The sequence below is a fragment of the Flavobacterium sp. genome (genome assembly GCF_965284515.1).
Classification (GTDB): domain Bacteria; phylum Bacteroidota; class Bacteroidia; order Flavobacteriales; family Flavobacteriaceae; genus Flavobacterium.
The window spans coordinates 2,261,909-2,286,675 of sequence record NZ_OZ260089.1 but is presented as its reverse complement, the minus strand read 5'-3'; the positions used below and the strand labels follow the sequence as shown (position 1 = coordinate 2,286,675).

Sequence of the window (24,767 nt, the reverse complement as noted above, 5' to 3'; positions counted from 1 at the left end):
CTGAGTTTGTCGGTAAGAATTAGTTCCAGTTTTCTTCAAATCCGTAGTCTTCAAAACTATCGTCTCCTTCAAACATGTCTAAATCCTCATCGTCTTCACTCATTTCCCCATCTTCTGCCTCAAACTTTTTATCTGGAGCTTCTTCTGGTAATTCTCCATGAGAGAACAATAAAGTCGGATATGTCTCACCTTGTTCCTTCTCCTCAATAGCTGCTAATTCTACTAAGAATGTCCACATGTTAAAGAAATCGTATACGTATATTATTTTAGATTGGTATTTGTCTAAATTATCTTCTAATATGAAGTTGTTCATAATTCGAATTTCACCAGGTACATCACCCGTATCAAATAAAGGAATTTCATCTTCTTGATTCCATTCATCATCACAAGTATAAAATGAAGCCATTTCTGAACCATCAAATCCAAAGGCATTAACAATTGTATTATGTAAATCTTCTAAAGTTGCTTCTTTTTCTATAGCAATATCTCTAAAAATGTCTTCTTTCGCATCGAGTATAACTCTAAATTTATATATCATTTTTTTGAAATTTTAGGAACAGCAAAAGTAATTATTAATTATGAGTTATAAATTATGAATTGCACATTTTTAAAAAATTTTCAATTCATCCTCTTTTTTCGACAGTTGGGTAAATGAAAATTTATATTACTGTAGATTAGTTGCACTTTTGAATCATCAAATAACAATAAAAGTATATTATTATGACAAAAATTATCACACTTATCGTTTTCTTTGTGGCTTCTGTCGTTTCGGCCCAAAGTAATTTTGAGCAAAGCATGCAAGATGCTTTAACAACATGGAAAAATGGTAATTCAAAAGAAGCTTTAACAAAATTTGACCAAATTGCTTCAGTTGAAAAAGAGAACTTTCTACCAAATTATTACATTTCGTTAATAAACACATTAGAAGCTTTTGAAACAAAAGAAAGAAATGAAATGAAATTATTAATTGAGAAAGCTCAAATTGCTCAAGATAAAATAAATAATTTATTGCCAGATGATCCTGAAGTTCTTGTATTACAAGCTATGATTCATACATTATGGATTGTTTATGATCCAATGGCAAATGGTAGACAATTATCTTCAGTAGTTTTAAATATCTACAAAATGGCTGAAGGTATTTCGCCAAATAACCCCAGAGTTGTATTAAATAAAGCTAAATTTGAAATGGGTATGGCACAATATTTTGGTCAAGATACAAAGCCATTTTGTGAACAAATAACTAAATCCATTCAACTTTTTGCTAACTTTAAGCCTCAAACAAATCTATACCCAGATTGGGGCTTAGATAGAGCAGAAGAAGCATTACAAAATTGTAAATAAGATGAATAAAACAGGAAGAGAAATAGTAAAGGCGGTAATAATAGGAATTATAATTTTTATTATACTTCAATTGATGAATTTGATTGTCAATCAGAATTTACCTTCTTTATTTTCTTTAAAATGGAATTTCATTTTTACATTAATGTATAGTGTAGTTTTATATTTTGCAAATGCAATTATTTTTATTCAATTAGATAAATATTTTGAGAAAAACAGGTTTCACCTAAAACGATTACTAATCGGTTTTTGTGCTTCTTTCCTGATATCTATTCTAGCTATTTTCTTTTTAAGAATTTTTGAAGATGTTGTTCTTGAAAATAAAACTTTTTCTGAATTTTTAAAACATGAGAATCCATCTAACTATATTGTTGCAATAGTTATTACAATAATTGTCTCATTGTTAATTCATTTAATATATTTCTACAAGGCGTATCAAGAAAACAGAGTTAAACAAGAAAAAATTATTGCTGGAAATGCTTCTGCTCAGTTTGAAAGTTTAAAGAATCAATTAGATCCACATTTTCTTTTTAATAGCTTAAATGTATTGAGTTCTTTGATTGAAGAAAACCCAGAAAACGCTCAAAAGTTTACGACTTCTTTATCTAAAATTTACAGATATGTTTTAGAGCAACGCGATAAAGAATTGGTCTCAGTTGCAGAAGAGTTAAATTTTGCTAAGACCTATATGAATCTTTTAAAAATGAGATTTGAAAACAGTATTACATTTGAATTGCCTGAATATTTTGAGAACGAGGAAGCAAAAGTTGTTCCGTTGGCATTACAACTATTACTAGAAAATGCTATTAAGCATAATGTAGTAAGTGAACAAAAACCTTTACATATTAAAATTACTGTTATAGGAAATCAGCTTTTAGTTGAAAATAATTTACAAAAAAAAGAAACATTACAAACAAGAAAAGGTGTTGGGCTTCAAAATATAGTCGACCGTTACGCAATAATATCAACAAGAAAGGTAGCTATTGAAGAGACAAATGAACTCTTTAAAATTAAACTACCAATTCTTACAAAACAAATATCTATTATGGAAACAAAAAATATATATTCAGAAAACATGGCTTATGTTAGAGCTAAAGAAAGAGTAGAAAAATTAAAAGGATTTTATGGAAATTTAATTTCGTATTGTGTCGTAATTCCTGTATTAATAATTATAAATCTAAGTACATCAAGTTTTCAATGGTTTTGGTTTCCAATGTTAGGTTGGGGAATGGGATTAACCTTTCATGCTTTGGAAACATTTGGTTATGGGAAATCTTGGGAAGAAAAGAAAATTCAAGAAATATTGCAAAAGGAAAAAAAAGAGGAATCTAAATGGAACTAATTATGGAAACGAATAAGGATTTTGAGCGTTATCAAAAAGCGAGAAAGCAAGTAAAAGAAATAAAAGAATTTTATAGTCATCTATTAACTTATATAGGGGTAATAGTTGTAATAATCTACATTAACCTTACTTATACACCAGAAGTTTTATGGTTTATTTGGACATTGTTTGGTTGGGGAATTGGATTATTTTTTCATGCAATGAGAGTTTTTAATTTCTTTCCTTTTTTTAATAAAGATTGGGAAGAAAAGAAGATCAAACAGTTTATAGATGAAGAAAAAATGAATAAAAATAAATTTGAATAAGATGAGTATAGCTGATAGAAAACAAAGAAGAATGGAAAGAGTAGGGAGTAAAGATTTTATTCCTTCAAGTCCAGAAGAATTAAAATATCATGAAGCGTTAAAAAGAGTAAAACGCATAAAAGGTTTTTATACACATGCGTTAATTTACTTAGTAGTAAATATCATGATAGTGATAATTAATATTCAAGACTTAGAACCAGGTGAAAGTTATTTTCAATGGCATAATTTTATAACTTTATTTTTTTGGGGAATAGGATTATTATCTCACGGTTTAAGTGTCTTTTTGCCAACAATGATTTTGGGTCAAAATTGGGAAGAAAGAAAAATTAAAGAACTTATGGAAAAGGAAAAAAACAGTAAATGGGAATGAATTTAATTATGAATTTTTAGTTACTAATTACCAAAATAACAAATAACCAAATTAGCATACATAAATGAATATCATAATTATAGAAGACGAGAAACCAGCAGCACGGTTGTTGCAGCGAAAATTAGAAAAATTAGGGTATACGATTCAAACTTTATTGCATTCTGTAGAAGAGTCAATTAGTTGGTTTGAAAATAATGCACATCCAGATTTGATTTTTTTAGACATACAATTGTCTGATGGTTTGTCGTTTGAGATATTTGATAAAATAGATATTAAAAGCCCAATTATCTTTACAACAGCTTACGATGAATATGCATTGAGAGCATTTAAACTAAATAGTATAGATTATTTATTAAAGCCAATTGAAGAAGAAGAACTTGAAACTGCTATTAATAAGTTTCAGAATCAATTTCAAAAAAATGCAGTTTCAAGTTTAGATTTTGAGGCAATTAGAAGAATGTTAGTTAATCCAGTTCAAAAGGAATATAAAAATCGCTTTTCGGTTAAAATTGGTAATCAAATCAAGGTTGTTTTAATTGATGAAATAGAATGCTTTTACAGTGAAAATAAAGGAACATATTTGCATACAATTGACAATAGAGATTATCTTTTAGACATAAGTTTAGAACAATTAGAAACAGAACTCAACCCAGATTTGTTTTATAGAATTAGTCGAAAGTTTATTATCCCTTTACAATCTATCAAAGAAATTCAAGTGTATACTAATTCACGCTTAAAAGTAATTTTACCCACTTATAAAGAAGATGAAGTTATTGTTTCTAGAGAAAAAGTTTCAGATTTTAAATCTTGGATTGGTTAGTGTATATATGTTTTTCTAAACCCTATTAAAAGTACTATTAAAATAGAATATAGAATTAAAAAAGGTATAACATAATTAATTAAACCAATTGATAACATTACTGCAATAATTAATAATTGAAATCCTAATCCATAAAGTGATAAAATGGTCATAAACCAATTAGGGAAAGCTTTTGCCTTATATGCAGTTGAATCTAATGCATGAATTATTTTGTCAAAACCACCATAAACTAGGGTGTAAATTGCAAATAAAGTGTTGACAAGTTTTTGCTCTTCACCGGGTAAAGCTTTTGGCGTTTTGTATTCAAATATTTTGCTTGTAGTGTCTCCACCAATACTTTTATTTCTTAAAATTACATAGTAATAATTATATAATGTGCCTTGTAGTTGAATACAAAAAAAGGCAAGTAACATCATCCAAAAAGGAATGTTTGTTACCTTCCAAATTGCTACCAAAAAGAAGAAATTTAAAAAAATATCAAAAATACTATCCAAATAACGTCCTGAATATGAAGGTGTTTTTTTTAAACGTGCTAATTCTCCATCAGCAGCATCAATTCCAGATTTTAAAATAATAAAAATAGCCGCTAAAAAATAGTGTTGATTTAAAATACAATAAACGGCAATTAAACCCGAAACACCAAACAATATAGTTACATGAATAGGAGTGAAGTTGGTGTTTTTTAAAATGTTGGCTAAAAATCTTCCAAACCTTCTTCCATAATCTGATAAATCTAAAAATTTATCTTTTGAATTTAATTTTGACATTATATTTTAATCAAAATTATGCGACAATATAGTCAGTTGTAATTTATTTGCTTAATCTATGTAATGTAAAAACCATTGCGCTTAATAATACAAAAGCAACTAATTGATGTGCTAAACCAAGCCAGAGTGGAACATGGAATAGTAATGTAAAAATCCCTAATGCAAATTGAATTATAACTATAATTAATAACGAATAAACTCCTTTTTGTTGCAATGTGTTTAAAGTGTATTTTTTGCTTTTAAAGTATAATAGAAACATCATAGCGACTACAACATAAGCAAATGTTCTATGTATAAACTGAACTCCGCTTTTCCCTTCTGTAAAGTTTTTCAAGAATGAAGTTTGTTCAATAAAAACACTATCGTGAATGAATTGTCCGTCGCTCATTAATGGCCAATGATTATGAACTAAGCCTGCGTTTAGTCCTGCTACAAATCCGCCATATATAATTTGAATAATTAAAATTACCAATGCTATTCTGGCAATAGATCGAAGAGAGGTTATTACCACATTTTTATTTGGATAAATTAAGTCTAAAGCTACCCATAATGTATATGCAAAAGTGATGAAAGCAAAAGTTAAATGAAGAGCTAATCGAAAATGACTTACATCTGGATTATCAATTAATCCACTTTTTACCATGAACCAACCTAAAAAACCTTGAAAACCACCCATGAATAATAAAACAATACATTTCTTTATGGTTTCAGAATCAAGACGTTTTTTAACTATGAAGTAAACAAAAGGAATTATAAATACCATTCCAATGATTCTACCTATAAAACGATGGAACCATTCCCAAAAATAGATGAATTTATAATCAGATAAAGTAAAGTTATTATGAATGTTAATCTTTTGGTATTCCGGGAATTTCTTGTATTCTTCAAATGCATCAACCCATTTGTCTTCTGTTAAAGGAGGAAATGTATCGGTAACTAAATGCCAATCGGTCATTGAAAGACCAGAATTAGTAAGCCTTGTAATTCCACCAACCATTACCATAATGAATAATAATATACATCCTGATAATAACCAAATTATAATTGATTTGTTATTTTTCATTGTTCTTTTTTACAAAAATAATTCTATTATTATTAACTTTTAATCTAACATTTGTTAAATGAAAAGTTAAACTCTTTTCAGACCCATTTTTTCTGCTTTTTTCATAACAAAATCAAATGCTGCTTCATATTCGTTAGCTATTTCTCCCTCTAATATTGCTTCTTTAACAGCTTCCTTTAACATTCCAATTTCTCGAGATGGTTTTAGGTTGAAAAGTGTCATAATTTCTTCTCCTGAAATTGGAGGTTGAAATTGTCTAACATGATCTCGCTCCTCTACTTCTATAATTTTTTGTCTAACAATATCAAAGTTCTTATGGTATTTTTTAAATTTATGAGGATTTTTTGTTGTTATGTCAGCTTCACAAAGTGTCATTAAATTATCTACATCTTCTCCTGCATCAAACACCAAACGTCGAACGGCACTATCGGTAACGATATCTTGCGCTAACACAATAGGTCGAGAGCTCATAATGACCATTTTTTGTACAAATTTCAATTTTTGATTTAATGGCATGTGCAAACGTTGGAAAATTTTCTTTACCATTTTTCCTCCTAAATACTCGTGACCATGGAAAGTCCACCCTTGTTTTTTACTGAATCTTTTTGTGGGTGCTTTTCCAATATCGTGTAAAAGAGCTGCCCATCTTAACCAAACATCATCAGTATTTGGACAAATATTATCTACAACTTCTAAACTGTGGTAAAAATTATTTTTGTGAGTATGTCCTTCAATTTCTTCTACCTGATTTAAAGCTGTTAATTCGGGTAAAATAATGTCTAAGAGTCCAGTTTTATATAATAATAGAAATCCAATAGATGGTTTTGGTGTTTCTAAAATTTTATTCAGTTCGTCTACAATTCGCTCTCCAGAAATAATTTTCAATCGTTCCTTATTGTCAGTAATTGCATTTAAAGATTGCGCTTCAATTTCAAAATTAAGTTGAGTTGCAAATCGAATCGCACGCATCATTCGTAAAGGATCATCAGAATATGTAATATCTGGATCTAAAGGTGTTTTAATGATTTTATTTTCTAAATCTTTTCCTCCTTCAAAAGGATCAACTAAATCGCCATAATTTGCTGAATTCAAAGAAAATGCCATAGCATTTATGGTGAAATCTCTTCGGTCTTGATCGTCTTTTAAAGTTCCATTTTCAACTATAGGATTTCTACTGTCTAATTGATAACTTTCTTTACGAGCTCCAACAAACTCAATATCAATTTCTTTATATCGTAACATTGCTGTTCCATAGTTTTTAAAAACTTGAACTTTTGGTTTATTGGGTAATAATTCTGAAACTTTTAAAGCCAATTCAATTCCACTTCCAACAGCAACTATATCAATGTCTTTTTTAAAATCCCGTTCTAATAGAAAATCTCTTACAAATCCACCTATTACATAACAGTCAAGATTTAATTCTTTACCTGCTTTTGATATGATTTCGAAAATAGGATTTGAGAGTGCTTTTTTGTAATTCATATTTCAATTTGAAAAACCTGAAAATTATTCGATTTGAAAATTATTTATGTAATCTTCAAATCTCCAAACATTCAAATTAATTACTTGCGAATAATCTTCACTTGGCTATCTAAAGATAACTTTATTATAGTTGAAGGATTTTTGCAAACTTTGTCTTGGTACAAATTTACTACATAGTCTACACCTTTTAAAATTTCAGGACTAATTTCTTTAAAAGTTTTTGGAGTAAACATTCCAGAAAGATTTGCTGAAGTTGAAACTAAAGGTCTTTTCATTCGTTCCATCAACTTATAACAAAAAGGTTCCTTTACGATACGTATTGCAAGTGTGTTGTCTTCTGAAATAATATTTTTCGCAACATTTTTTGGTCCATCTAAAATTACCGTAGTCGGCTTTTCAGATAAATCTAAAATGTCCCAAGCTACTTCAGGAATTTTTGGAAATACAGCATAAACCATTTTTTCGCTATTCATTAAGCAAATCATACTCTTGCTTTCTTCACGTTGCTTTAAGGCATAAACTTTAGCAACGGCTTCCTCATTTGATGCATCGCAACCTATTCCCCAGACGGTATCTGTTGGGTAAAGTATAATCCCGCCATTTTTTATTACTTCGTATGCCTTGTGTACTTCTGTATTGATGTCCATGAATTTTATATTATATACAAAGGTATTTAAACTTTATAAAATCATTTTGATTAAAAATTAAAAGTTGTTAAAATAATTCTATTTTTGTTTTAAATTACATTTTTCTTATGCGATTAATTCAGATTACAGTTTCTAAAGGTTGGCGTGGACACGAGCAAAAGATTATATATCTATATGAAGCTTTTAAAGATTATAAATATGTAGAGGACCAATGGATAGTTTGTCCGGATAATTCTGAAACATTTAGAATTGCAACTGAAAAAGGAATGCAGGTTATTCCTCTAAACCCAAAATCTGAATATGATTTAAAGTTTGCCAAACAGTTAGCTGAAATTGCAAAAGAAAAAAAAGCGAATATTGTTTTCATACATAATAGTGAGTCGCACACTTTAGCAGTATTGTCTTCACTTTTTTATGGTTTAAAGTTGCCATTAGTTTTATGTAGAACCCTAATTAAAAGAGTCGATACAAACTTTTTAAGAAAGTGGAAATACAATTATAGTGGAATTAAAAAGATAATTTGTGTTTCATATCCAGTAGTTGATGTTTTAAAATATGCTGTGAAAGACCATAGGAAATTATGCGTTGTAGGAAGTGTTACGGATATACATAAGTTCAATAAGTCTGAGAAAACAAGAATGTTACATAAAGAATTTAATATTCCAGAAGATTATAAGATAATAGGGAATATTGCTGCATTTACAGGGTTTAAAGATCATAAAACTTGGGTAAATACTGTTTCAGAGTTAGTTAAACGGAATAATGTTAAAGCAAAATATGTTTTAGTTGGAGATGGACCGTTAGAATCAGAAATTAAAGAACAAGTAGATGCATTAGGTTTACAAAATGATATAATTTTTGCAGGATTTAGAAGAGATATTCCTGAAATTTTACCAGAATTTGATTTGTTTCTTTTTACGTCTAATAATGAACCTACAGGTGGGGTTCTTTTAGAATCATATGCTTGTAGAGTGCCAATTGTAGCAGCAAATGCCGGAGGTATTCCAGAAGTTATTGTAGATAATGTAACGGGTTTATTAGCAGAAGTAGGTAATCCTATTTCTTTTGCAGATAAAGTAGAACAAATGCTAAATGATAAACAATTGCAAGAAAAGTGTAAGGCAAACGGACGTCAGTTTTTAATAGATAATTTCACTAAAGAAGTAATTGCAAAAAAAATGTACAATGAATTAAACGAGGTGTTATTAAACAGTAAGATATAATATGAATTTTATTAAGAGAAAATATTATCAACTTTTAGTTGGTTTTTTAAAATTTATCGGAGCAAATGAAATAAGTATTTCAAAAGCTAAATATTTCCTTAAAAACAATACAAAACTGAATCTTGATAATCCAACTGAGTTTACCGAAAAACTTCAATGGTTAAAATTTAATTTTTATACTGAAAAATATGGTTATTTAGTTGATAAATATGAGGTGAGAAGTTATGTTGCTAAAATAATTGGGAATGAATATTTAAATGGGTTTATAGATGTATATGATTCTGTAGAAGAAATCAATTTAAGTAAGTTGCCTAATCAGTTTGCACTTAAAGGTACTCATGGTTCTGGTTATAACATTATTGTAGAAGATAAATCAAAGTTGAATTGGATTAAAGCTAAAAAGCAACTTCAAAAATATTTAAACAAAGATTATAGTAAAGTAAATGGAGAAGCTATTTATAAATCTGTTAAGCCTAGAATATTAGCTGAAGAATTTTTAACTCAATCAGAAGGAGATTATATAATTGATTATAAGTTTTTTTGTTTCAATGGTGAAGCAAAATATGTTTGGGTAAAAACTTTTCATGATGGTAAATTCCGTAATTGTTATTATGATTTAAAATGGAATAAAGTTGAAGATGATCTTAATGAATCAAATTTTTTAGATGTTGAAATGGGAAAACCTGAAAATTTTGATGAGATGATTGAAATTTCAAATAAACTTTCAAAAGATTTAATTTTTGTAAGAGTTGATTTATATTCAATTAAAGAAAAAATTTATTTTGGAGAATTAACTTTTTTTCCACATGGAGGAATAAAACGTTTATCGGTTGAGAAATTTAATAAAGAATTTGGAGACTTAATTCAATTGCCTAATTAGTTTCAATTAATCATATTACCAGTAATATCAATGAATTTTTTCAAAAGAAAATATTGCAAACTAAGCATTGCATTTCTTAAACTTATAGGAAGTAATGATGAAAAAATTTCAAAATTACAATACTTTCAAAAAAATGGAGTATACCCTGATTTAAAAAAACCAAAAGAGTTTATGGAAAAAACTCAATGGCTAAAACTATTTTATTATACAGAAAAGTATGGAAAATATGTAGATAAATATGAAGTAAGAAGACATGTTAAAGAAAAAGTAGGTGAAAAATATTTAAATGATATTATAGGAGTATTTGACTCTGTTTCGGATATAAAATTTGATAATTTGCCTAAACAATTCGTTTTAAAAGGGACTCATGGTTCTGGTTACAATATTATTGTAAAAGATAAGAGCAAATTAGATGTAAATAAAACAAAAAAGAAGTTAAACCAATTTCTTTCAGATAACTATTATTATAAATTTCGTGAATTAATTTATAAAGATGTTCAACCACGTATTTTAATTGAAAAATACATCTCTGAAATCGATAGTGATTCGCTTATTGACTATAAGTTTCATTGTTTTCATGGTGAACCAAAATATGTTTTTGTGCAAAAGACAACATCAAATGGAATAAAAAAAGCTTTTTATGATTTAAACTGGAACAAGGTAATGCCAGAGAAATATGTTTCATCTTTTTCTAATGTAGAGTTCGATAAACCTATAAATTTTGATGAAATGATTCTGGTTGCAAAAAAATTATCAGAGGGATTTATTTTTTTACGTGTAGACTTATATTCGATTCAAACTAAAATTATATTTGGTGAACTTACTTTTTTTTCAACTGCGGGAAATATAAGAAGTTCTATAGAAAGGTTTAATACTGAATTCGGAGATTTAATGAAATTACCATTATAGTTTTTGGGTCTACTTTTTTAGTTTAAATTGAATTAGTCCCCAGTTTACTTCTAGTCCTTTTTTTGTTGTTTTTATTCCCAAGATATCATTTACACCATTATAAATGGTACTGTCAGTAGCTTTGTCTAAGCCAAAAAAGAGCTTAAAGAAATGAATCATTTCTTTTTCGTCTTTAAAAATAAATGGATATTCATTGTATTGGCAATTAATTATTTTACTATCAATATTTGGATGCTTTTTAAAATAATCTTCACAAAAGAAATCGCCTTTATGTCCTAATGAATTAAATTCATTTACAAATGAATTTAAGAAAATATCAACAGTAGTTCCTTTTTTTACATCAGCAAATATAAAATGGCCATCATCCTTAATCACTCTTAAACATTCTTCAATAAATTGGGGCACATTATCTAAATGATGCATACCACTAAGAGAAAAAATCACATCAAAAAAGTTAGATTCAAAAGGTAACTTTTCTGGTGAAACCAGTTTAATACTTTCATTAGTAAAACCTTCTGAGAAATCTGTAAAAGTAGTATTAACATGTTCAGGAAGATAATTTTTTAAATATCCTCCACCAGAGGGAATATCTAAAACTTCTGTAATGGTTGAAAAATCTATAGAAGAAATCAGAGAGTTAAATTCATTAGCTCTAGTGTTTTCATATTCCTGCATAGCAAAATGATAGTCATTAGCTCTTTTTTGAAATATTACTCTATAATCATTCATATACATTTACTTTATTCAAATTTTACTTTCTGTATTCAGTTTTACTTAACTTTATAAATACCTATACTTTTTTTTATTTGTTTACTAAAAAGAACCATTTTTACATATAAATAGTTTTTTACACTTAAAAACCACCATTTTGAAAATGGTAGCTGAGTTAAAAGAATCTCTTTGTTTTTTTCTTCAGAAACTATAAAATCAGCATTTATTTCTTCCCATTTTATATTTCCATAACCATCAAATTCATTTACTTTATTTTTCCCGTGTATAACAGAAAGCCATAACCTTTTTTCTGATAAATGAATTAGTCTTGGCTCTCTTTTCCACATGTTGTGTACGTAATGCCAAACAGTTTTTGGATTTTTATTACGTTCAATTAGACTAATAAAAGGATTGAAAATATGCTCTTTTTTACCTAAAATAAAGTTTGGCTCAACTTGTAAAGTATAACCATTTATATTGTCAATGGCTAAAAATTCCTGCTTGTTAAATTGTTTCTGAATTTCATTGATAAAATCAATATGAATGCAATCGTCATTATCAATTCTCGAAGTAATTAAATATTCTTTATCGTTTGCATTTTCTTTTATAAATTCTAATATTGATTCTTGAAATTTTGGCATTCCGTCAATGTAAAACGGAATAACTTGAGGGTTGTTATTAATAATTTTAGAAATTTTATTTCGGTATTTTTCAGAAGTGCTTTTGTCAAAAAAAAGCAACCATTTAAAGTTTTTGTTATTTTGGTTAACAACTGATGGGTAACAAAAATTAGAAAATAGCTCTAAGCGTTCATCCATCCATTTCTCATCTAAAAGAGCTTCGTTATTCTTTGTTACATCCCAATCAGGATTTTTCAAATTGAAACGAGTAATTAGAAAATGATAAAACATGGCTTTTTTTTGGTAAAAATAAACTAAATTAATAAAAAAACTTACTTTTGTGGCTATAAATGAATTTCTTTCAAATGAAAAAAGTACTTCACTCTGATTACATATCTCTTCAAAATAAATTTGACTTTCTTTTAAAGAATTTTAAAAGTTCAGGTGAATTAATTGGGTCTGAAAAACGCAATGTGATTAAAGTCTTTGAAATTGATGGTTTTAATGTGAATATAAAGTCGTTTAAAAAACCTAATTTAATTAATAGTTTAATATACGGTTACATTAGAAAGTCTAAAGCACAACGTTCATTTGAATATGCTCAAGTTTTGTTGAGTAAGAATATTGGAACTCCACAGCCTTTTGCGTTTTATGAGAATAAAACTATTACAGGCTTAAAAGACAGTTATTATTTTAGTCTTCAACAAGATGTTGACTTGATGTTTAGAAATTTAATTTTTGAACCAGATTATCCTAATAGAGATGAGATTATAAAACAATCTGCTGCTTTCTTTTTCAAGATTCACAATCAAGGAATTGAATTTATAGATAATACTGCTGGAAATACATTAATAAAAAAAGTAGACGAAAATAAATACGAATTTTATTTAGTTGATTTAAATAGAATGAATTTTCATGATTCTTTATCGTTAGAAAAACGAATAAAAAATATTGCTAAACTTACAACCGATAGTTACATCAACAGCAAGTTTAGTGAAGCTTATGCTCCTTTATTTGGTCTTTCTGAAACAGATTTTTATAACATGCTAATGGAGGCATCTCAAACCTTTTTAGATAAATTTAATAGAAGAAAGAAATTAAAAAAACAGCTGAAATTTTGGAAAAAGTAGTATCTTTCATTTTTATTATTGAATGAAATTATCTATAATTATTACTACATACAATTCTGAAGAGTGGCTTCAAAAAGTTTTACTTGGATATAGTTTCCAAACTGAAAATGATTTTGAAATTGTAATTGCAGATGACGGCTCTAATGAAAAAACAAAAAACCTTATTTTAGAATTTCAAGATAAATTTAATTATCCAATTGTCCATGTATGGCAAAAGGATGAAGGTTTTCAAAAGTGTAGAATCCTTAATAAAGCAATTCTTAAAGCAAAATCAAATTATTTACTTTTTACAGATGGAGATTGCATTCCTAGAAATGATTTTTTGGAAGCACACTTAAAACATAAGGAGGAAGGTTATTTTTTATCCGGAGGTTATTTTAAATTGCCCATGCATATTTCTGAAAAGATTTCATTAAAGAATATTCAAAATCAGGAGTGTTTTTCAGTTTCATGGCTAATTAAAAATGGAATTTCTAAAAGTTTTAAATTATCTAAATTAACAAGAGTTAAACTTTTTGCTGCTTTTATGAATTGGGTAACTCCCACAAAAAGAACTTTTAACGGTCATAACACTTCTTGTTTTAAACATGATTTGTTATCTGTAAACGGATTTAATGAAGATATGCAATATGGTGGTTTAGATAGGGAATTAGGAGAAAGATTATTTAATTATGGTATACTTTCTAAACAGTTACGTTATCATGCCGTTTGTCTTCATTTGGAACATGAAAGAAAATATGCGGATAAGTCTAAAATTTTGAATAATTTAGCCATTAGGAATTTTAATAAAAAAAATAATATTACTTGGATTAGTAATGGCATTAAAAAAGAATAAAATTGGAAAATAATTTAAAAATATCAGTTGTTGTAAGTACTTATAATGCAGAAGAATGGTTAGAAAAAGTACTAATTGGTTACAGCAATCAAACGTATAAGGATTTTGAATTAATTATTGCAGATGACGGTTCAAAACCATCTACAAAAGAGTTAATTGATTCTTATGCAAAAGATTACCCAGTACCTGTTAGACACCTTTGGCATGAAGATTTAGGATACAGACGTCAAGAAATTTTAAATGTTGCCATTGTTAAAGCTAATTATGAATACATAATTATGACTGACGGTGATTGTATACCTAGAGAAGATTTTGTTCAAGTTCATGCAGAGCAAGCAGAAAAAGGTAAGTTTTTATCCGGAGGTTATTGTAAATTACCAATGAAAACAAGTAAGGCTATCACTAAAGAAGATATCCTTTCTCAAAATTGTTTTGATATTAAATGGTTAAATAAAATTGAGAAATTAGATTTTTCGAATACTTTAAAACTAGGTTCAGAAGGTGTTATTGCTAAATTTTTAGATTTTATATCACCTACAAACCCATCTTTTAATAATTGTAATTCATCAGGTTTTAAAGATGACATGATTGCAATTAACGGTTATGATGAGCGAATGAAATATGGAGGTCCTGATAGGGAATTTGGTGAGCGATTAGAAAATTATGGTGTTAAAGGAAAGCAAATTCGTCACAAAGCAATTGTTTTACACTTGGATCATGCAAGAGGATATAAAACCCCAGAATCTTTAGCTGCTAATTTAGCTATTAGAAAAGAAGTTAAGGATAAGAAAATTAAATGGACTCCTTTTGGAATCAAGAAATAAAAAATAGATAAGATGAGAATACTTGTAACAGGAGCAGCTGGCTTTATTGCCTCACACTTGTGTGAAAAATTAGTCAGTTTAGGTCATGAAGTTGTTGGATTAGACAATTTCAATGATTACTATAGCCCGGTTTTGAAAGAAATGAATGCCACAGATTTAGAGTCAAAAGGAGTTCGTATTTTTAGATTAGATTTAAATGACGATTTATCAAAAGTTTTTGAAAAACCTTATGATTATATTTATCATTTAGCTGCACAACCAGGTATTTCTTCAGATACAACTTTAGAAGAGTATGTTAGAAATAATATTTATGCTACTCAGAGCTTATTGGAAGCTGTAATTCAATACAATCAAGATATTAAATGTTTTGTAAATATAGCTACTTCTTCAGTTTATGGTATTGAGGCAACTGTAAATGAAACAGTTCCTGCACAGCCAGTTTCTTTTTATGGTTCAACTAAATTAGCTGCAGAACAACTTGTCTTAGGTTTGCAACGATTAGGGAAATTAAAAGCTTGTTCTGTTAGATTGTATTCTGTTTATGGTCCAAGAGAGCGCCCAGAAAAGCTTTATACTAAATTAATTGAAAATTTATATAATAATAAACCATTTCCTTTATTTGAAGGTAGTGTAAAACATGAAAGAAGTTTTACGTATGTAGGTGATATAGTTGAGGGCTTAATAGCAATAATTGGAAGAGATAATGAAGTTGATGGTGAAATCATTAATTTAGGAACAGACGAAGTAAATACTACTCAAGAAGGTATTAATGCAGTTGAACTAATTATGAACAAGCAATTGATCATTGATAATAAACCACCTAGAAAAGGAGATCAACAGCGAACTGCTGCAGTTATTGATAAAGCAAGAAAACTATTAAATTATTCGCCTAAAGTTTCTTTAAGACAAGGTCTTGAAGAGCAAGTGAAATGGTATAAAGAAAAGTTTATTGACTAATTTTTTCTACAAAATTTTGTAATTTTTCTTTAAATAATTCAGGATTAAATTTATCATACCACTCCAAAGCTTTTTCTTTAAAGTTTTTGGGGTGTTTGTTTTTATAAAGTTCTGGGAAATAATCAGATAAATGAACAATTTCATGTAAGCCAGTTTCTTCAAAAATATTCCATGAAGTTCTATTAATCCATGGAGCGTATATAGTAAAAGTAGGTATGTTTAAAGATTTAGACATGTTAGTAGCACCGCCTTCATTGCCAATTAAGGCATCGCATTGAGATAATACTGCTAAAAATCCACGAAGCCCTTTCACATAAAAATCAAAAACAATCTTTGCTTGTGTATTTGAATCGCATAAATCAAAAATAGCTTTAGCATCGGCTTCTTGGTTCGGCATGTAATTAAATACTAATTGAACGTTTGAACTACTTGCAATTGTATTTAAAACGTTCGCCATATATGAGTTTGGCAGACTTTTATTATTGCCACTGCCTAAAACGCTTATCATTATAATTTTCTTAGTTGTATCTAATTGATTGTTAATTAATTCTGTAGCGTTTTTAATTTCATTTGGAGTTAAATGAATTTTTGGAAAAATTTGAGGAATCTCATTTCCTAAAGCAGTTTTTGCTAATAATATTCTAAATGCATTTGCGGTTCCATTGCATTCTGTATCAGGAATAACAGTTTCTGTTAAAAATAGTTTTGAATACCATTTGTAGGTTCCTATTCGTTTTTTTGCACCACTTAAATAAGTCGGAATTAAGCTTTCAAACTTACCGTAAACATCAATAACAGTATTATATCTTTCCTGTTTTAATTTTGATCCTAATTTAAACAAACCTCTTATCCCTTTATATTCTTCTTTTTCAAAAAAAATAACTTTATCAATAAAAGGATTATTTTCTACAACTGGGAAAGTACTTTTTTGAATTAAATAATGTACTTCCCAATCGGGATGTTCTTTTTTTATAGCTTCGCAAATGACAGTACTTGCCAATACATCGCCAATCATCTTAATTTGTATGACAAGTACTTTCATTTTTTATACTGCTACATTATATTCTCTTAATGCATCATTAAGTGAAGTTTTTAAATCAGTAGAAGGCTTACGCTTTCCTATAATTAATGCACATGGAACTTGATATTCACCAGCAGGGAACTTTTTTGTATAACTACCTGGAATAACTACTGATCGCGCAGGAACAACTCCTTTTACTTCAACAGGAATTTCACCAGTTACATCAATAATTTTTGTTGATGCTGTTAGACAAACATTTGCACCAAGTACGGCTTCTTTTTCAATACGAACACCTTCAACTACTATACAACGTGAACCAATAAAAGCGCCATCTTCAATAATTACAGGTGCTGCTTGTAATGGCTCTAAAACGCCACCAATACCAACACCTCCAGAAAGATGAACATGTTTTCCAATTTGAGCGCAACTTCCTACCGTTGCCCATGTATCAACCATTGTTCCTTCATCAACATAAGCACCAATGTTTACATAACTAGGCATTAAAATTACACCGCTAGAAATATATGCGCCATATCTTGCAACTGCATTAGGAACAACACGAATTCCTTTTTCGGCATAATTACGCTTTAAAAGCATTTTATCGTGGTATTCAAAAATACCAGCTTCTAACGTTTCCATTTTTTGAATTGGAAAATACATTACAACAGCTTTCTTAACCCATTCGTTTACTTGCCATCCATTTGCTGTAGGTTCTGCAACTCTAAGTTTTCCATTGTCTAATGATCCTATAACCTCTCTAATAGCATTAATTGTTTCGGTTTCCTGTAATAAAGCCCTGTCTCCCCAAGCTTTTTCTATGATTGATTGTAAATGTTGCATCTTGTAATAATTTTCAACAAAGATAAAATAATTATATTATTGAACCGAATAGTTTATATGTCTTAATTAGGGCTATTTTGTTATATTTTTTCAGTCTTATTGGTTTTAGTGCATTTAACATTTTAGTATCTTTACAAAAAAAAATGCCAAGAATACTTTCTTTAGATTACGGGATTAAACGAACGGGAGTTGCTGTTACTGATGAAATGCAAATTATTGCATCGGGCCTAACAACGGTTGCTTCTAATGGTTTGATTATATTTTTGAAAGATTACTTTTCAAAAGAAAAAGTTGAAAAAGTAATTATTGGCGAGCCAAAACAAATGAATGGTTTGCCTTCTGAAAGTGCGCCTATTATTGAAAAATTTATCAAAGAATTTATAAAAGAGTTTCCCGAAATGCCTTTGGATAGGGTAGATGAACGTTTTACGTCTAAAATGGCCTTTCAAACTATGATTGACAGTGGTTTAAAGAAAAAACAACGTCAGAATAAAGCACTTGTTGATGAAATTGCAGCAACTATCATGCTACAAGATTACATGTCTAAAACTCGTTTTTAACGTATAATTAAAACAATTTCATTTTTCAACTCACTATAAATTACTATTTTTGCGAACTAATTATTTAAAAAGAATACAATGATTTTACCAGTTTATGGATATGGAGAGCCTGTTTTAAGAAAACATTGCGAAGAAATTACAAAAGATCATCCAAATCTTAAAGAAATCATTGCCAATATGTATGAAACCATGTATCATGCTCATGGAGTTGGTTTAGCTGCTCCACAAGTAGGATTGCCAATTAGAATTTTTCTTGTTGACACAGAGCCTTTTAGTGAGAGTGATGATGTTTCTAAAGAAGAAGCTGCTGAGCTTAAAAAATTTAAGCAAACGTTTATTAATGCTAAAATTCTTAAGGAAGAAGGTGATTTATGGGCTTTTAATGAAGGTTGTTTAAGTATTCCTGATGTTCGCGAAGATGTTTTTAGACATGATATAATAACAATTGAATATTTTGATGAAAACTTTAATAAGAAAACAGAGGTTTTCAATGGTTTAATTGCAAGAGTTATTCAGCATGAATATGATCATATTGAAGGAATTCTTTTTACAGATCATGTTTCTACACTAAAGAAAAAATTAATTGGAAAAAAATTACAAAATATAATGGATGGTAAAGCCAACCCAGATTATAGAATGAAATTTGCCAATAAAAAAGGAAGATAATTTTTGCTTTTTTAAATAAAGATTAGATATTTGCCAACCTTAATAAAATTACAATAATGAGCATTCAAAAAATATTAGCTATATCTGGGAAACCAGGATTATATGAATTAAAAGTCCAAACTCGTACTGGATTTGTTGCAGAATCTTTATTAGATGGAAAAAGAATAACTGTAAGCATGAGAAGTAATGTTAGTTTGCTTTCTGAAATTGCAGTTTACACTTATTCTGAAGAAGTCCGTTTGGCTGAAGTTTTTAAGTCTATTGCAACAAAAGAAAACGATGGCCCAACAATTTCTCATAAAGAAGATGATGCTAAATTGAAATCATATTTCCGTGAAATTTTACCAGAGTTTGATGAAGATAGAGTTTATACTTCTGATATTAAGAAAATTTTTAATTGGTATAATATACTTCAACCAAAAGGATTTGTGTCTATCGAAGCTTTATCTGCTGAAGAAAAACCAGCTGAAGAATCTGCTGAATAATCAAGTCATTATAGAATAAAAAAATCCTCTAAATAGAGGATTTTTTTGTTAATTATTTAGATTCTATAAATGCATTTATCATATGAATAAGTTCGTTTTTGTCAATTGGTTTTGTTAAAAATTCATTGCATCCAACTTTTTTTGAATTGATAAAGTCATCTTCAAATACATAAGCAGATTGCGCAATTATATAAATTGATTTGTTAAATTTTCGAATCTCCATTGTAGCTTCTAATCCATCAATTTCTGGCATTTTAATATCCATTAAAATAATATCTAAATCTTCTTGAGATTTACATATTTCTATTGCTTCTTTACCATTTTTAGCATGAATAATATCATGACCAAGCTTTAGAAGTAGGGTAGATAAATAAGTAAAACTTATGATGTCATCTTCAGCAATTAATATTTTTAACTTTTTAGTACTAGTTGTTAGTTTATCTATAGGTTCTTTATAATAATTATCTTTCTTTTCAGTAATAGTTTTGCTGAGTGGAATTGTAAAATAGAACGTTGAACCAGTTTCCAAATCAGATTCTACCCAAATTTTACCTTCTAACATTTCAGCATACGCTTTTGCTATTGATAGTCCAAGACCAGAACCTTGAAAAGCATTTTTGTCTTCGATATCAGCTTGTACAAATCTTTCGAAAATAGCTGAAAATCGTTCTTTTGGTATTCCAATTCCAGTGTCTTTTACAAAGAATAAATAATGGTCATTTTCCTTTTTAAAACCAATAGTAATCTCTCCTTTTTCAGTATACTTAACTGCATTTTTAATTAAGTTCGTAAGAATTGAATTGAATTTATTTTTATCAGTTTGAATTTTAGTTTCTTGAGAATTTATATCTAAGTCTAATTTCAGATTTACTTTGTTTTCATCGCATTGAATTTTGAAAAAATTATATAAGTCAAAAAGAGTTTCATTTACACTTATTACTTCATTTGATATTTGCATTTGATGTGCGTCAATTTTAGAAATATCGATTATGTCATTTATGGTGTTGAGTAATCTTTCTCCACTTTTATTAATGATATCAATATAATGAATCATCTCTTCATTTGTTAAATCAGCTTCTTTTAATAATGTAGTAAAGCCTATAATTCCATTCATAGGTGTTCTTATTTCATGACTCATATTTGCTAAAAATGCTGATTTTAGTAAGTCACTTTCTTCTGCTTTTACTTTTGCTTCATATAGTTCTTCCGTTCTTTTTTTTATTTTCTTTTTTAAAATGAAATTAAATCCTAAAGCTAAAGCCAGGCATATAAGAGCAATAGCAGTAATTATGATTATTTTATTTAGGTTTTTTTCTACATAACTTTTTTTGTGAAGAGTATTTGTATTGATCCATTTGTCATACATTACTTTTCTTTCTTTTGCATCAATTTTATTGAAAAGCTTGTTGATTATTGAAAAAAGTTCTGGTAAATCTTTTCTGCAAGCAAAACATATATTCCATGAATAATTTAGCTCTGTTGCTAATTCAAGGTTGTTGATTCCATATTTTTCTACTACATAGCTTCCTGAAAGTAAGTCGGTAACTGTTCCATCAGTACTTCCCAATGACGTTTTTAGCATGGCAGATAAATCATCTTCGCATTCAATAATTTCAGCTCCAGGGTATTTTTTTTTAATATAATCGATACTTGCATAGCCTTTTACAACAGCAAGTTTCATCTTATTTATTTCATCTTTATTTTTAAAATTAAAATTGTTCTTTACAACTATTACTAGAGGCGATTTTAAATAAGGTTCAGAGAACAATAAGAACTCTTCTCTTTCTTTTGTTCTTTGAATTGCACCTACAAAGTCAGTTTTAGAGTTTTTAAGCCCAATTAAAATTTCATTCCAGTTACTAAAATTTGTTTTTTCAAATTTGATATCCAATTCTTTTTCAAAAAATTTGATATAATCTGAAATTAATCCCTGATGTTCTCCATTCTCATCAATATAGTCCATAGGAGGCCAAAATGGATTAGGAGCATATTTTATAGAATTTTTATTTTGATTTAACCATTCAATTTCACTTTCGGATAAATGATTATATGTATTTGATTTTTGTCCATAGCTATCAATAAATAACAGAATTAAAATGACTAGAAATATTTTATATATTATTTTCATAACAGTTATTTATTTATCTTTTTAAGAAAAAAAGTAAATGATTATTAGTAAAAATAGAAAATATTTAAACTAAATAAAATTCTTACGAATGATAATTTTATTTAGATGTTGTTTTTTTACTATTCTTTAACTTGAAAAAGCGTTAAGTTGATTTAATTCTTTAATTTTGAATCAATTAATTTATAACCTAAATACATGATAAATAATCGCCAAAATCAATTAGCTGCTTTTAATCGTTTGTTAGATATAATGGATGAATTGCGTGAAAAATGTCCTTGGGACAAAAAGCAGACACTTGAAAGTTTACGTCATTTAACAATTGAAGAAACGTATGAATTAGGTGATGCTATTTTAGATAATGATTTACCTGAGATTAAAAAAGAATTAGGTGATTTATTATTGCATATTGTTTTTTATGCCAAGATAGGAAGTGAAACGCACGATTTTGATATTGCCGATGTTGCTAATTCTATTTGTGATAAATTAATTGATAGACACCCACATATTTATGGTGATGTTTTAGTCGAAGATGAAGAAGAAGTAAAACGCAACTGGGAAAAATTAAAACTAAAAGAAGGAAGGAAATCGGTTTTAGAAGGTGTTCCAAAAAGTTTACCAGCGTTAGTGAAAGCAAGTCGTATTCAAGATAAAGTAAAGGGTGTTGGTTTTGATTGGGAAGAGCCTGAGCAAGTTTGGGAAAAGGTACAAGAAGAGCTGAATGAATTACAAGTAGAAGTAAAGGAAGGTAATCAAGATAAAATGGAAGCCGAATTTGGAGATGTTTTGTTCTCGATGATAAATTATGCTCGTTTCTTAAAAATAAATCCAGAAGATGCTTTAGAACGTACCAATAAAAAATTCATGAAACGATTTATGTATTTAGAAAGTAAAGCTGGCGAATTAGGAAAAAATCTATCTGATATGACTTTAGCTGAAATGGATGTGTTTTGGGAAGAAGCGAAGCGCTTGCCAAAATAAGGAATAGGAAAATCTTTGATTTTTCAAATTCAAAAAGGGAAGAAGCGAAGAAGCTTTAGTTGATTTGTTTATTCGAAAGATGAATAACAGTTAAACAAATTAACGATTCAACCAATTACCCATTACCAATAACCCAAAACCTAAAATGAAATGTACTACGCAGTAATTTTCACTTCTACACGAACAGAAATCGAAGAAGGCTATGCTGAAATGGCTGAAAAACTAGAACTATTAGCTCATAAACAACCAGGATTTATAAGTATAGAAAGCGCTCGAAATGAGATAGGAATTACTGTTTCATATTGGGAAAGTTTAGAAGCCATAAAAAACTGGAAAGCTAATTTAGACCATTTAGATGCACAACAAAAGGGAAGAAGTGCTTGGTATAAAAACTATAAAGTTCGTATTGCAAAAGTAGAACGTGAGTATGAGTTTTAAAAAAAAAATTAATCAATAATTGCGTCTAAACTTATATAAATAAAACGTGTTGATTTTTTATCGCTTAAAGTTAATAATTTTAGATTTTCTAATTTAGCACCTCTATATCCAACACCTTTTGAATCTACTATTCCTTTAATTTTAGAATCAATATTATTTATTTTAATTACAGCAACAGCACAAATGTCATTTCCTTGAACACTAACGTTTAAGTATTTGTTGTTTTCATCTTCAGTGTAACTTTTTAACCAAAATTGTAATTCTTCAGGATTACTTTTGCCTAATACATTTGCTAACTCTTCTTGATAAATTTCAGAGGTATATTCATTATTGTTGAATATTGGATTTGAAGAGGTACATTTTGGTTCGTCACAAGAAATGAAGAATACAATAACAAGAAGGTAAAATAATTTAAATTTCATAAAACAATAACGTAAACTTGTTATAATTGTTGTCCTTTTATTTTTTTGTATTTGAAATAAAATAATTAGTTAAAGAGTCTCTGTATTTATAGGTTTTCTTAAAACAGTCTTCATTTTTAGAGTCAAAAACAATTACGCTGTTATATTCAATTATTACATATTTTTGTTTTCCATTTATTTCTATTGTTGGTTTTTTTATATAATCTCCACAAACACCAATTGTAAATAACTCATCAGTCCAATTAAACAATTTTACATTTGTCCATATTTGCATTGGTAAAGCTCTGTTTGTTGGAATTTCGTTTATTTGTTTTCCATATTTATATTGCATAAATTTTTGAGTTTCGCCGGATTTTGTATCAACAGTAAAACGTAATTCATTTACCATTTGACTTGATTTTTGATCAATAGGAATTTTAATTAAAACAAATTCATAATGTTTATAATCATTCTTTTGTGTATTAGTAGCACAGCTATAGATTGTTAGAATAGTAACAATCAATAAAATTATATTTTTCATTATATTTTCTTTTGAAAATGAAATCCTAACACTTTATAACCGTTTTGAAAGTAAAATTTATGCGCTCTGTCGCTTTGTACATAAGCGTTCAATTCAACTGTTTTGCAACCATTTTTAATTGCCCAATTTTCAATATGCGTTACAAATAGTTTTCCTAAGCCGCCAGAACGAATGGTTTCATCAATTACAAAATGATCAATTTCCAATTGTTTTCCTGAATAAATACGAACGGTTATCCATGCGCCAGAAATTCCAACTAATTTTTCATTTTGGTACATTCCAAAACAATGATAATTATTAAATTGAAACATTTCTTGTAAGCTATTTTCTATTTCCTCGTTTAATTTATCTGGGTTAAGAAGTTTACCAAACGGAATGATTTCTTTGATGTTAGAAACGGTTAGTTTTTCGAATTGTATATTTTGCATTTTACTCTTTTATAACTTATTCAAATATAAAACTTTTAAAGCAAAAAAGTCCTGTTAA

The 24,767-nt window shown here is 28.3% G+C and carries 30 protein-coding genes; 17 read left to right on the top strand and 13 right to left on the bottom strand.

What is annotated here, in order from left to right:
• Window positions 1-19: 19 nt before the first annotated feature.
• A complete protein-coding gene (locus ACQ65T_RS10695; protein WP_430401073.1) occupies window positions 20-538 on the bottom strand; it encodes an IS1096 element passenger TnpR family protein in 519 nt (172 codons plus the stop codon).
• Between the two features lie 182 nt (window positions 539-720).
• Here ACQ65T_RS10695 and ACQ65T_RS10690 point away from each other — a divergent pair, with 182 nt between their 5' ends.
• The 5 genes from ACQ65T_RS10690 (at window position 721) to ACQ65T_RS10670 (ending at window position 4,175) form a co-directional block, all read left to right on the top strand.
• The gene (locus ACQ65T_RS10690; protein ID WP_430401072.1) at window positions 721-1,341 is read left to right on the top strand and encodes a hypothetical protein; all 621 of its coding nucleotides are present in this window, start codon (window positions 721-723) and stop codon (window positions 1,339-1,341) included.
• Between the two features lies 1 nt (window position 1,342).
• On the top strand, window positions 1,343-2,680 hold the full coding sequence (locus tag ACQ65T_RS10685; protein WP_430401071.1) for a 2TM domain-containing protein: 1,338 nt from the start codon (window positions 1,343-1,345) through the stop codon (window positions 2,678-2,680).
• Between the two features lie 2 nt (window positions 2,681-2,682).
• Complete coding sequence (locus ACQ65T_RS10680) at window positions 2,683-2,985, top strand: 2TM domain-containing protein (protein WP_430401070.1); 303 nt, start codon at window positions 2,683-2,685, stop codon at window positions 2,983-2,985.
• A gap of 1 nt (window position 2,986) precedes the next feature.
• Complete coding sequence (locus ACQ65T_RS10675) at window positions 2,987-3,355, top strand: 2TM domain-containing protein (RefSeq protein WP_430401069.1); 369 nt, start codon at window positions 2,987-2,989, stop codon at window positions 3,353-3,355.
• 64 nt (window positions 3,356-3,419) lie between these two features.
• Window positions 3,420-4,175 carry a LytR/AlgR family response regulator transcription factor gene (locus ACQ65T_RS10670; protein WP_430401068.1) on the top strand — a complete coding sequence of 252 codons (756 nt, stop codon included), beginning with the start codon at window positions 3,420-3,422 and terminating at the stop codon, window positions 4,173-4,175.
• Here the strand turns inward: ACQ65T_RS10670 and ACQ65T_RS10665 are convergent.
• From ACQ65T_RS10665 to ACQ65T_RS10650, 4 genes are all read right to left on the bottom strand, one after another.
• Window positions 4,172-4,942, bottom strand: a complete 771-nt coding sequence (locus tag ACQ65T_RS10665; RefSeq protein WP_430401067.1) for a CDP-alcohol phosphatidyltransferase family protein — start codon at window positions 4,940-4,942, stop codon at window positions 4,172-4,174. The genes ACQ65T_RS10670 and ACQ65T_RS10665 overlap by 4 nt on opposite strands.
• 43 nt (window positions 4,943-4,985) lie before the next feature.
• Window positions 4,986-6,005 (bottom strand): COX15/CtaA family protein, encoded by a 1,020-nt coding sequence (locus ACQ65T_RS10660; RefSeq protein ID WP_430401066.1) that lies wholly within the window; start codon window positions 6,003-6,005, stop codon window positions 4,986-4,988.
• A gap of 66 nt (window positions 6,006-6,071) precedes the next feature.
• Window positions 6,072-7,487, bottom strand: a complete 1,416-nt coding sequence (locus ACQ65T_RS10655; protein WP_430401065.1) for a CCA tRNA nucleotidyltransferase — start codon at window positions 7,485-7,487, stop codon at window positions 6,072-6,074.
• Between the two features lie 80 nt (window positions 7,488-7,567).
• Window positions 7,568-8,134 carry an L-threonylcarbamoyladenylate synthase gene (locus tag ACQ65T_RS10650; RefSeq protein WP_430401064.1) on the bottom strand — a complete coding sequence of 189 codons (567 nt, stop codon included), beginning with the start codon at window positions 8,132-8,134 and terminating at the stop codon, window positions 7,568-7,570.
• Between the two features lie 107 nt (window positions 8,135-8,241).
• Here ACQ65T_RS10650 and ACQ65T_RS10645 point away from each other — a divergent pair, with 107 nt between their 5' ends.
• Genes ACQ65T_RS10645 through ACQ65T_RS10635 form a run of 3 tightly spaced genes read left to right on the top strand, consistent with a single transcriptional unit; the run spans window position 8,242 to window position 11,146 of the window.
• Window positions 8,242-9,357 (top strand): glycosyltransferase family 4 protein, encoded by a 1,116-nt coding sequence (locus tag ACQ65T_RS10645; protein ID WP_430401063.1) that lies wholly within the window; start codon window positions 8,242-8,244, stop codon window positions 9,355-9,357.
• Window position 9,358: 1 nt separating this feature from the next.
• Window positions 9,359-10,237: an ATP-grasp fold amidoligase family protein gene (locus ACQ65T_RS10640; RefSeq protein ID WP_430401062.1), complete on the top strand. Its 879-nt coding sequence runs from the start codon at window positions 9,359-9,361 to the stop codon at window positions 10,235-10,237.
• Between the two features lie 30 nt (window positions 10,238-10,267).
• The gene (locus tag ACQ65T_RS10635; RefSeq protein ID WP_430401061.1) at window positions 10,268-11,146 is read left to right on the top strand and encodes an ATP-grasp fold amidoligase family protein; all 879 of its coding nucleotides are present in this window, start codon (window positions 10,268-10,270) and stop codon (window positions 11,144-11,146) included.
• Between the two features lie 9 nt (window positions 11,147-11,155).
• Here ACQ65T_RS10635 and ACQ65T_RS10630 read toward each other — a convergent pair whose 3' ends face one another.
• Window positions 11,156-11,875 (bottom strand): class I SAM-dependent methyltransferase, encoded by a 720-nt coding sequence (locus tag ACQ65T_RS10630; RefSeq protein ID WP_430401060.1) that lies wholly within the window; start codon window positions 11,873-11,875, stop codon window positions 11,156-11,158.
• A gap of 41 nt (window positions 11,876-11,916) precedes the next feature.
• A complete protein-coding gene (locus tag ACQ65T_RS10625; protein WP_430401059.1) occupies window positions 11,917-12,768 on the bottom strand; it encodes a glycosyltransferase in 852 nt (283 codons plus the stop codon).
• A gap of 74 nt (window positions 12,769-12,842) precedes the next feature.
• Between ACQ65T_RS10625 and ACQ65T_RS10620 the strand changes: the two genes are divergently transcribed.
• The 4 genes from ACQ65T_RS10620 to ACQ65T_RS10605 are packed head-to-tail and all read left to right on the top strand — an operon-like array spanning window position 12,843 to window position 16,223.
• Window positions 12,843-13,607, top strand: coding sequence for a Kdo domain containing protein (locus tag ACQ65T_RS10620; RefSeq protein WP_430401058.1), 765 nt, complete (start codon window positions 12,843-12,845; stop codon window positions 13,605-13,607).
• Between the two features lie 22 nt (window positions 13,608-13,629).
• Window positions 13,630-14,442, top strand: a complete 813-nt coding sequence (locus tag ACQ65T_RS10615) for a glycosyltransferase family 2 protein (RefSeq protein WP_430401057.1) — start codon at window positions 13,630-13,632, stop codon at window positions 14,440-14,442.
• Between the two features lie 2 nt (window positions 14,443-14,444).
• Window positions 14,445-15,266, top strand: a complete 822-nt coding sequence (locus ACQ65T_RS10610) for a glycosyltransferase family 2 protein (RefSeq protein ID WP_430401056.1) — start codon at window positions 14,445-14,447, stop codon at window positions 15,264-15,266.
• Between the two features lie 12 nt (window positions 15,267-15,278).
• Window positions 15,279-16,223: an NAD-dependent epimerase/dehydratase family protein gene (locus ACQ65T_RS10605; RefSeq protein WP_430401055.1), complete on the top strand. Its 945-nt coding sequence runs from the start codon at window positions 15,279-15,281 to the stop codon at window positions 16,221-16,223.
• Here ACQ65T_RS10605 and ACQ65T_RS10600 read toward each other — a convergent pair.
• Together ACQ65T_RS10600 and ACQ65T_RS10595 are read right to left on the bottom strand one after the other, a co-directional pair.
• Window positions 16,213-17,265: a glycosyltransferase family 9 protein gene (locus ACQ65T_RS10600; protein WP_430401054.1), complete on the bottom strand. Its 1,053-nt coding sequence runs from the start codon at window positions 17,263-17,265 to the stop codon at window positions 16,213-16,215. The genes ACQ65T_RS10605 and ACQ65T_RS10600 overlap by 11 nt on opposite strands.
• A 3-nt stretch (window positions 17,266-17,268) precedes the next feature.
• On the bottom strand, window positions 17,269-18,084 hold the full coding sequence (locus ACQ65T_RS10595) for a 2,3,4,5-tetrahydropyridine-2,6-dicarboxylate N-succinyltransferase (RefSeq protein ID WP_430401053.1): 816 nt from the start codon (window positions 18,082-18,084) through the stop codon (window positions 17,269-17,271).
• Window positions 18,085-18,227: 143 nt separating this feature from the next.
• Between ACQ65T_RS10595 and ruvX the strand changes: the two genes are divergently transcribed.
• The 3 genes from ruvX to ACQ65T_RS10580 all read left to right on the top strand — a co-directional run bounded on the left by ruvX (window position 18,228) and on the right by ACQ65T_RS10580 (window position 19,795).
• Window positions 18,228-18,644 (top strand): Holliday junction resolvase RuvX, encoded by a 417-nt coding sequence (gene ruvX / locus ACQ65T_RS10590; RefSeq protein ID WP_430401052.1) that lies wholly within the window; start codon window positions 18,228-18,230, stop codon window positions 18,642-18,644.
• A gap of 78 nt (window positions 18,645-18,722) precedes the next feature.
• The gene (gene def, locus ACQ65T_RS10585) at window positions 18,723-19,310 is read left to right on the top strand and encodes a peptide deformylase (RefSeq protein ID WP_430401051.1); all 588 of its coding nucleotides are present in this window, start codon (window positions 18,723-18,725) and stop codon (window positions 19,308-19,310) included.
• A 56-nt stretch (window positions 19,311-19,366) separates the two neighbouring features.
• Entirely contained in the window at window positions 19,367-19,795 is a 429-nt protein-coding gene (locus ACQ65T_RS10580) for a DUF5606 domain-containing protein (protein WP_430401050.1), read from the top strand.
• Window positions 19,796-19,847: 52 nt separating this feature from the next.
• Here the strand turns inward: ACQ65T_RS10580 and ACQ65T_RS10575 are convergent, their stop codons facing one another.
• A complete protein-coding gene (locus ACQ65T_RS10575; RefSeq protein ID WP_430401049.1) occupies window positions 19,848-21,923 on the bottom strand; it encodes an ATP-binding protein in 2,076 nt (691 codons plus the stop codon).
• Between the two features lie 198 nt (window positions 21,924-22,121).
• Here ACQ65T_RS10575 and mazG point away from each other — a divergent pair, with 198 nt between their 5' ends.
• The gene (gene mazG, locus ACQ65T_RS10570) at window positions 22,122-22,901 is read left to right on the top strand and encodes a nucleoside triphosphate pyrophosphohydrolase (protein ID WP_430401360.1); all 780 of its coding nucleotides are present in this window, start codon (window positions 22,122-22,124) and stop codon (window positions 22,899-22,901) included.
• Between the two features lie 150 nt (window positions 22,902-23,051).
• Complete coding sequence (locus ACQ65T_RS10565; RefSeq protein ID WP_430401048.1) at window positions 23,052-23,339, top strand: antibiotic biosynthesis monooxygenase family protein; 288 nt, start codon at window positions 23,052-23,054, stop codon at window positions 23,337-23,339.
• A gap of 8 nt (window positions 23,340-23,347) precedes the next feature.
• Here the strand turns inward: ACQ65T_RS10565 and ACQ65T_RS10560 are convergent, their stop codons facing one another.
• From ACQ65T_RS10560 to ACQ65T_RS10550, 3 genes are read right to left on the bottom strand one after another with little or no spacing between them, the layout of a single operon-like run.
• Window positions 23,348-23,761, bottom strand: coding sequence for a hypothetical protein (locus ACQ65T_RS10560; protein WP_430401047.1), 414 nt, complete (start codon window positions 23,759-23,761; stop codon window positions 23,348-23,350).
• 37 nt (window positions 23,762-23,798) lie between these two features.
• Entirely contained in the window at window positions 23,799-24,281 is a 483-nt protein-coding gene (locus tag ACQ65T_RS10555) for a hypothetical protein (protein ID WP_430401046.1), read from the bottom strand.
• Window positions 24,281-24,709 carry a GNAT family N-acetyltransferase gene (locus ACQ65T_RS10550; RefSeq protein WP_430401045.1) on the bottom strand — a complete coding sequence of 143 codons (429 nt, stop codon included), beginning with the start codon at window positions 24,707-24,709 and terminating at the stop codon, window positions 24,281-24,283. The genes ACQ65T_RS10555 and ACQ65T_RS10550 overlap by 1 nt, the downstream gene beginning before the upstream one ends.
• Between the last annotated feature and the right edge of the window lie 58 nt (window positions 24,710-24,767).

Bases quoted from the DNA above. Each gene is read 5' to 3' on its own strand.
- ACQ65T_RS10695 (WP_430401073.1), bottom strand. From the start codon at position 538: ATGATATATAAATTTAGAGTTATACTCGATGCGAAAGAAGACATTTTT.
- ACQ65T_RS10690 (WP_430401072.1), top strand. From the start codon at position 721: ATGACAAAAATTATCACACTTATCGTTTTCTTTGTGGCTTCTGTCGTT.
- ACQ65T_RS10685 (WP_430401071.1), top strand. From the start codon at position 1,343: ATGAATAAAACAGGAAGAGAAATAGTAAAGGCGGTAATAATAGGAATT.
- ACQ65T_RS10680 (WP_430401070.1), top strand. From the start codon at position 2,683: ATGGAAACGAATAAGGATTTTGAGCGTTATCAAAAAGCGAGAAAGCAA.
- ACQ65T_RS10675 (WP_430401069.1), top strand. From the start codon at position 2,987: ATGAGTATAGCTGATAGAAAACAAAGAAGAATGGAAAGAGTAGGGAGT.
- ACQ65T_RS10670 (WP_430401068.1), top strand. From the start codon at position 3,420: ATGAATATCATAATTATAGAAGACGAGAAACCAGCAGCACGGTTGTTG.
- ACQ65T_RS10665 (WP_430401067.1), bottom strand. From the start codon at position 4,942: ATGTCAAAATTAAATTCAAAAGATAAATTTTTAGATTTATCAGATTAT.
- ACQ65T_RS10660 (WP_430401066.1), bottom strand. From the start codon at position 6,005: ATGAAAAATAACAAATCAATTATAATTTGGTTATTATCAGGATGTATA.
- ACQ65T_RS10655 (WP_430401065.1), bottom strand. From the start codon at position 7,487: ATGAATTACAAAAAAGCACTCTCAAATCCTATTTTCGAAATCATATCA.
- ACQ65T_RS10650 (WP_430401064.1), bottom strand. From the start codon at position 8,134: ATGGACATCAATACAGAAGTACACAAGGCATACGAAGTAATAAAAAAT.
- ACQ65T_RS10645 (WP_430401063.1), top strand. From the start codon at position 8,242: ATGCGATTAATTCAGATTACAGTTTCTAAAGGTTGGCGTGGACACGAG.
- ACQ65T_RS10640 (WP_430401062.1), top strand. From the start codon at position 9,359: ATGAATTTTATTAAGAGAAAATATTATCAACTTTTAGTTGGTTTTTTA.
- ACQ65T_RS10635 (WP_430401061.1), top strand. From the start codon at position 10,268: ATGAATTTTTTCAAAAGAAAATATTGCAAACTAAGCATTGCATTTCTT.
- ACQ65T_RS10630 (WP_430401060.1), bottom strand. From the start codon at position 11,875: ATGAATGATTATAGAGTAATATTTCAAAAAAGAGCTAATGACTATCAT.
- ACQ65T_RS10625 (WP_430401059.1), bottom strand. From the start codon at position 12,768: ATGTTTTATCATTTTCTAATTACTCGTTTCAATTTGAAAAATCCTGAT.
- ACQ65T_RS10620 (WP_430401058.1), top strand. From the start codon at position 12,843: ATGAAAAAAGTACTTCACTCTGATTACATATCTCTTCAAAATAAATTT.
- ACQ65T_RS10615 (WP_430401057.1), top strand. From the start codon at position 13,630: ATGAAATTATCTATAATTATTACTACATACAATTCTGAAGAGTGGCTT.
- ACQ65T_RS10605 (WP_430401055.1), top strand. From the start codon at position 15,279: ATGAGAATACTTGTAACAGGAGCAGCTGGCTTTATTGCCTCACACTTG.
- ACQ65T_RS10600 (WP_430401054.1), bottom strand. From the start codon at position 17,265: ATGAAAGTACTTGTCATACAAATTAAGATGATTGGCGATGTATTGGCA.
- ACQ65T_RS10595 (WP_430401053.1), bottom strand. From the start codon at position 18,084: ATGCAACATTTACAATCAATCATAGAAAAAGCTTGGGGAGACAGGGCT.
- ruvX (WP_430401052.1), top strand. From the start codon at position 18,228: ATGCCAAGAATACTTTCTTTAGATTACGGGATTAAACGAACGGGAGTT.
- def (WP_430401051.1), top strand. From the start codon at position 18,723: ATGATTTTACCAGTTTATGGATATGGAGAGCCTGTTTTAAGAAAACAT.
- ACQ65T_RS10580 (WP_430401050.1), top strand. From the start codon at position 19,367: ATGAGCATTCAAAAAATATTAGCTATATCTGGGAAACCAGGATTATAT.
- ACQ65T_RS10575 (WP_430401049.1), bottom strand. From the start codon at position 21,923: ATGAAAATAATATATAAAATATTTCTAGTCATTTTAATTCTGTTATTT.
- ACQ65T_RS10565 (WP_430401048.1), top strand. From the start codon at position 23,052: ATGTACTACGCAGTAATTTTCACTTCTACACGAACAGAAATCGAAGAA.
- ACQ65T_RS10560 (WP_430401047.1), bottom strand. From the start codon at position 23,761: ATGAAATTTAAATTATTTTACCTTCTTGTTATTGTATTCTTCATTTCT.
- ACQ65T_RS10555 (WP_430401046.1), bottom strand. From the start codon at position 24,281: ATGAAAAATATAATTTTATTGATTGTTACTATTCTAACAATCTATAGC.
- ACQ65T_RS10550 (WP_430401045.1), bottom strand. From the start codon at position 24,709: ATGCAAAATATACAATTCGAAAAACTAACCGTTTCTAACATCAAAGAA.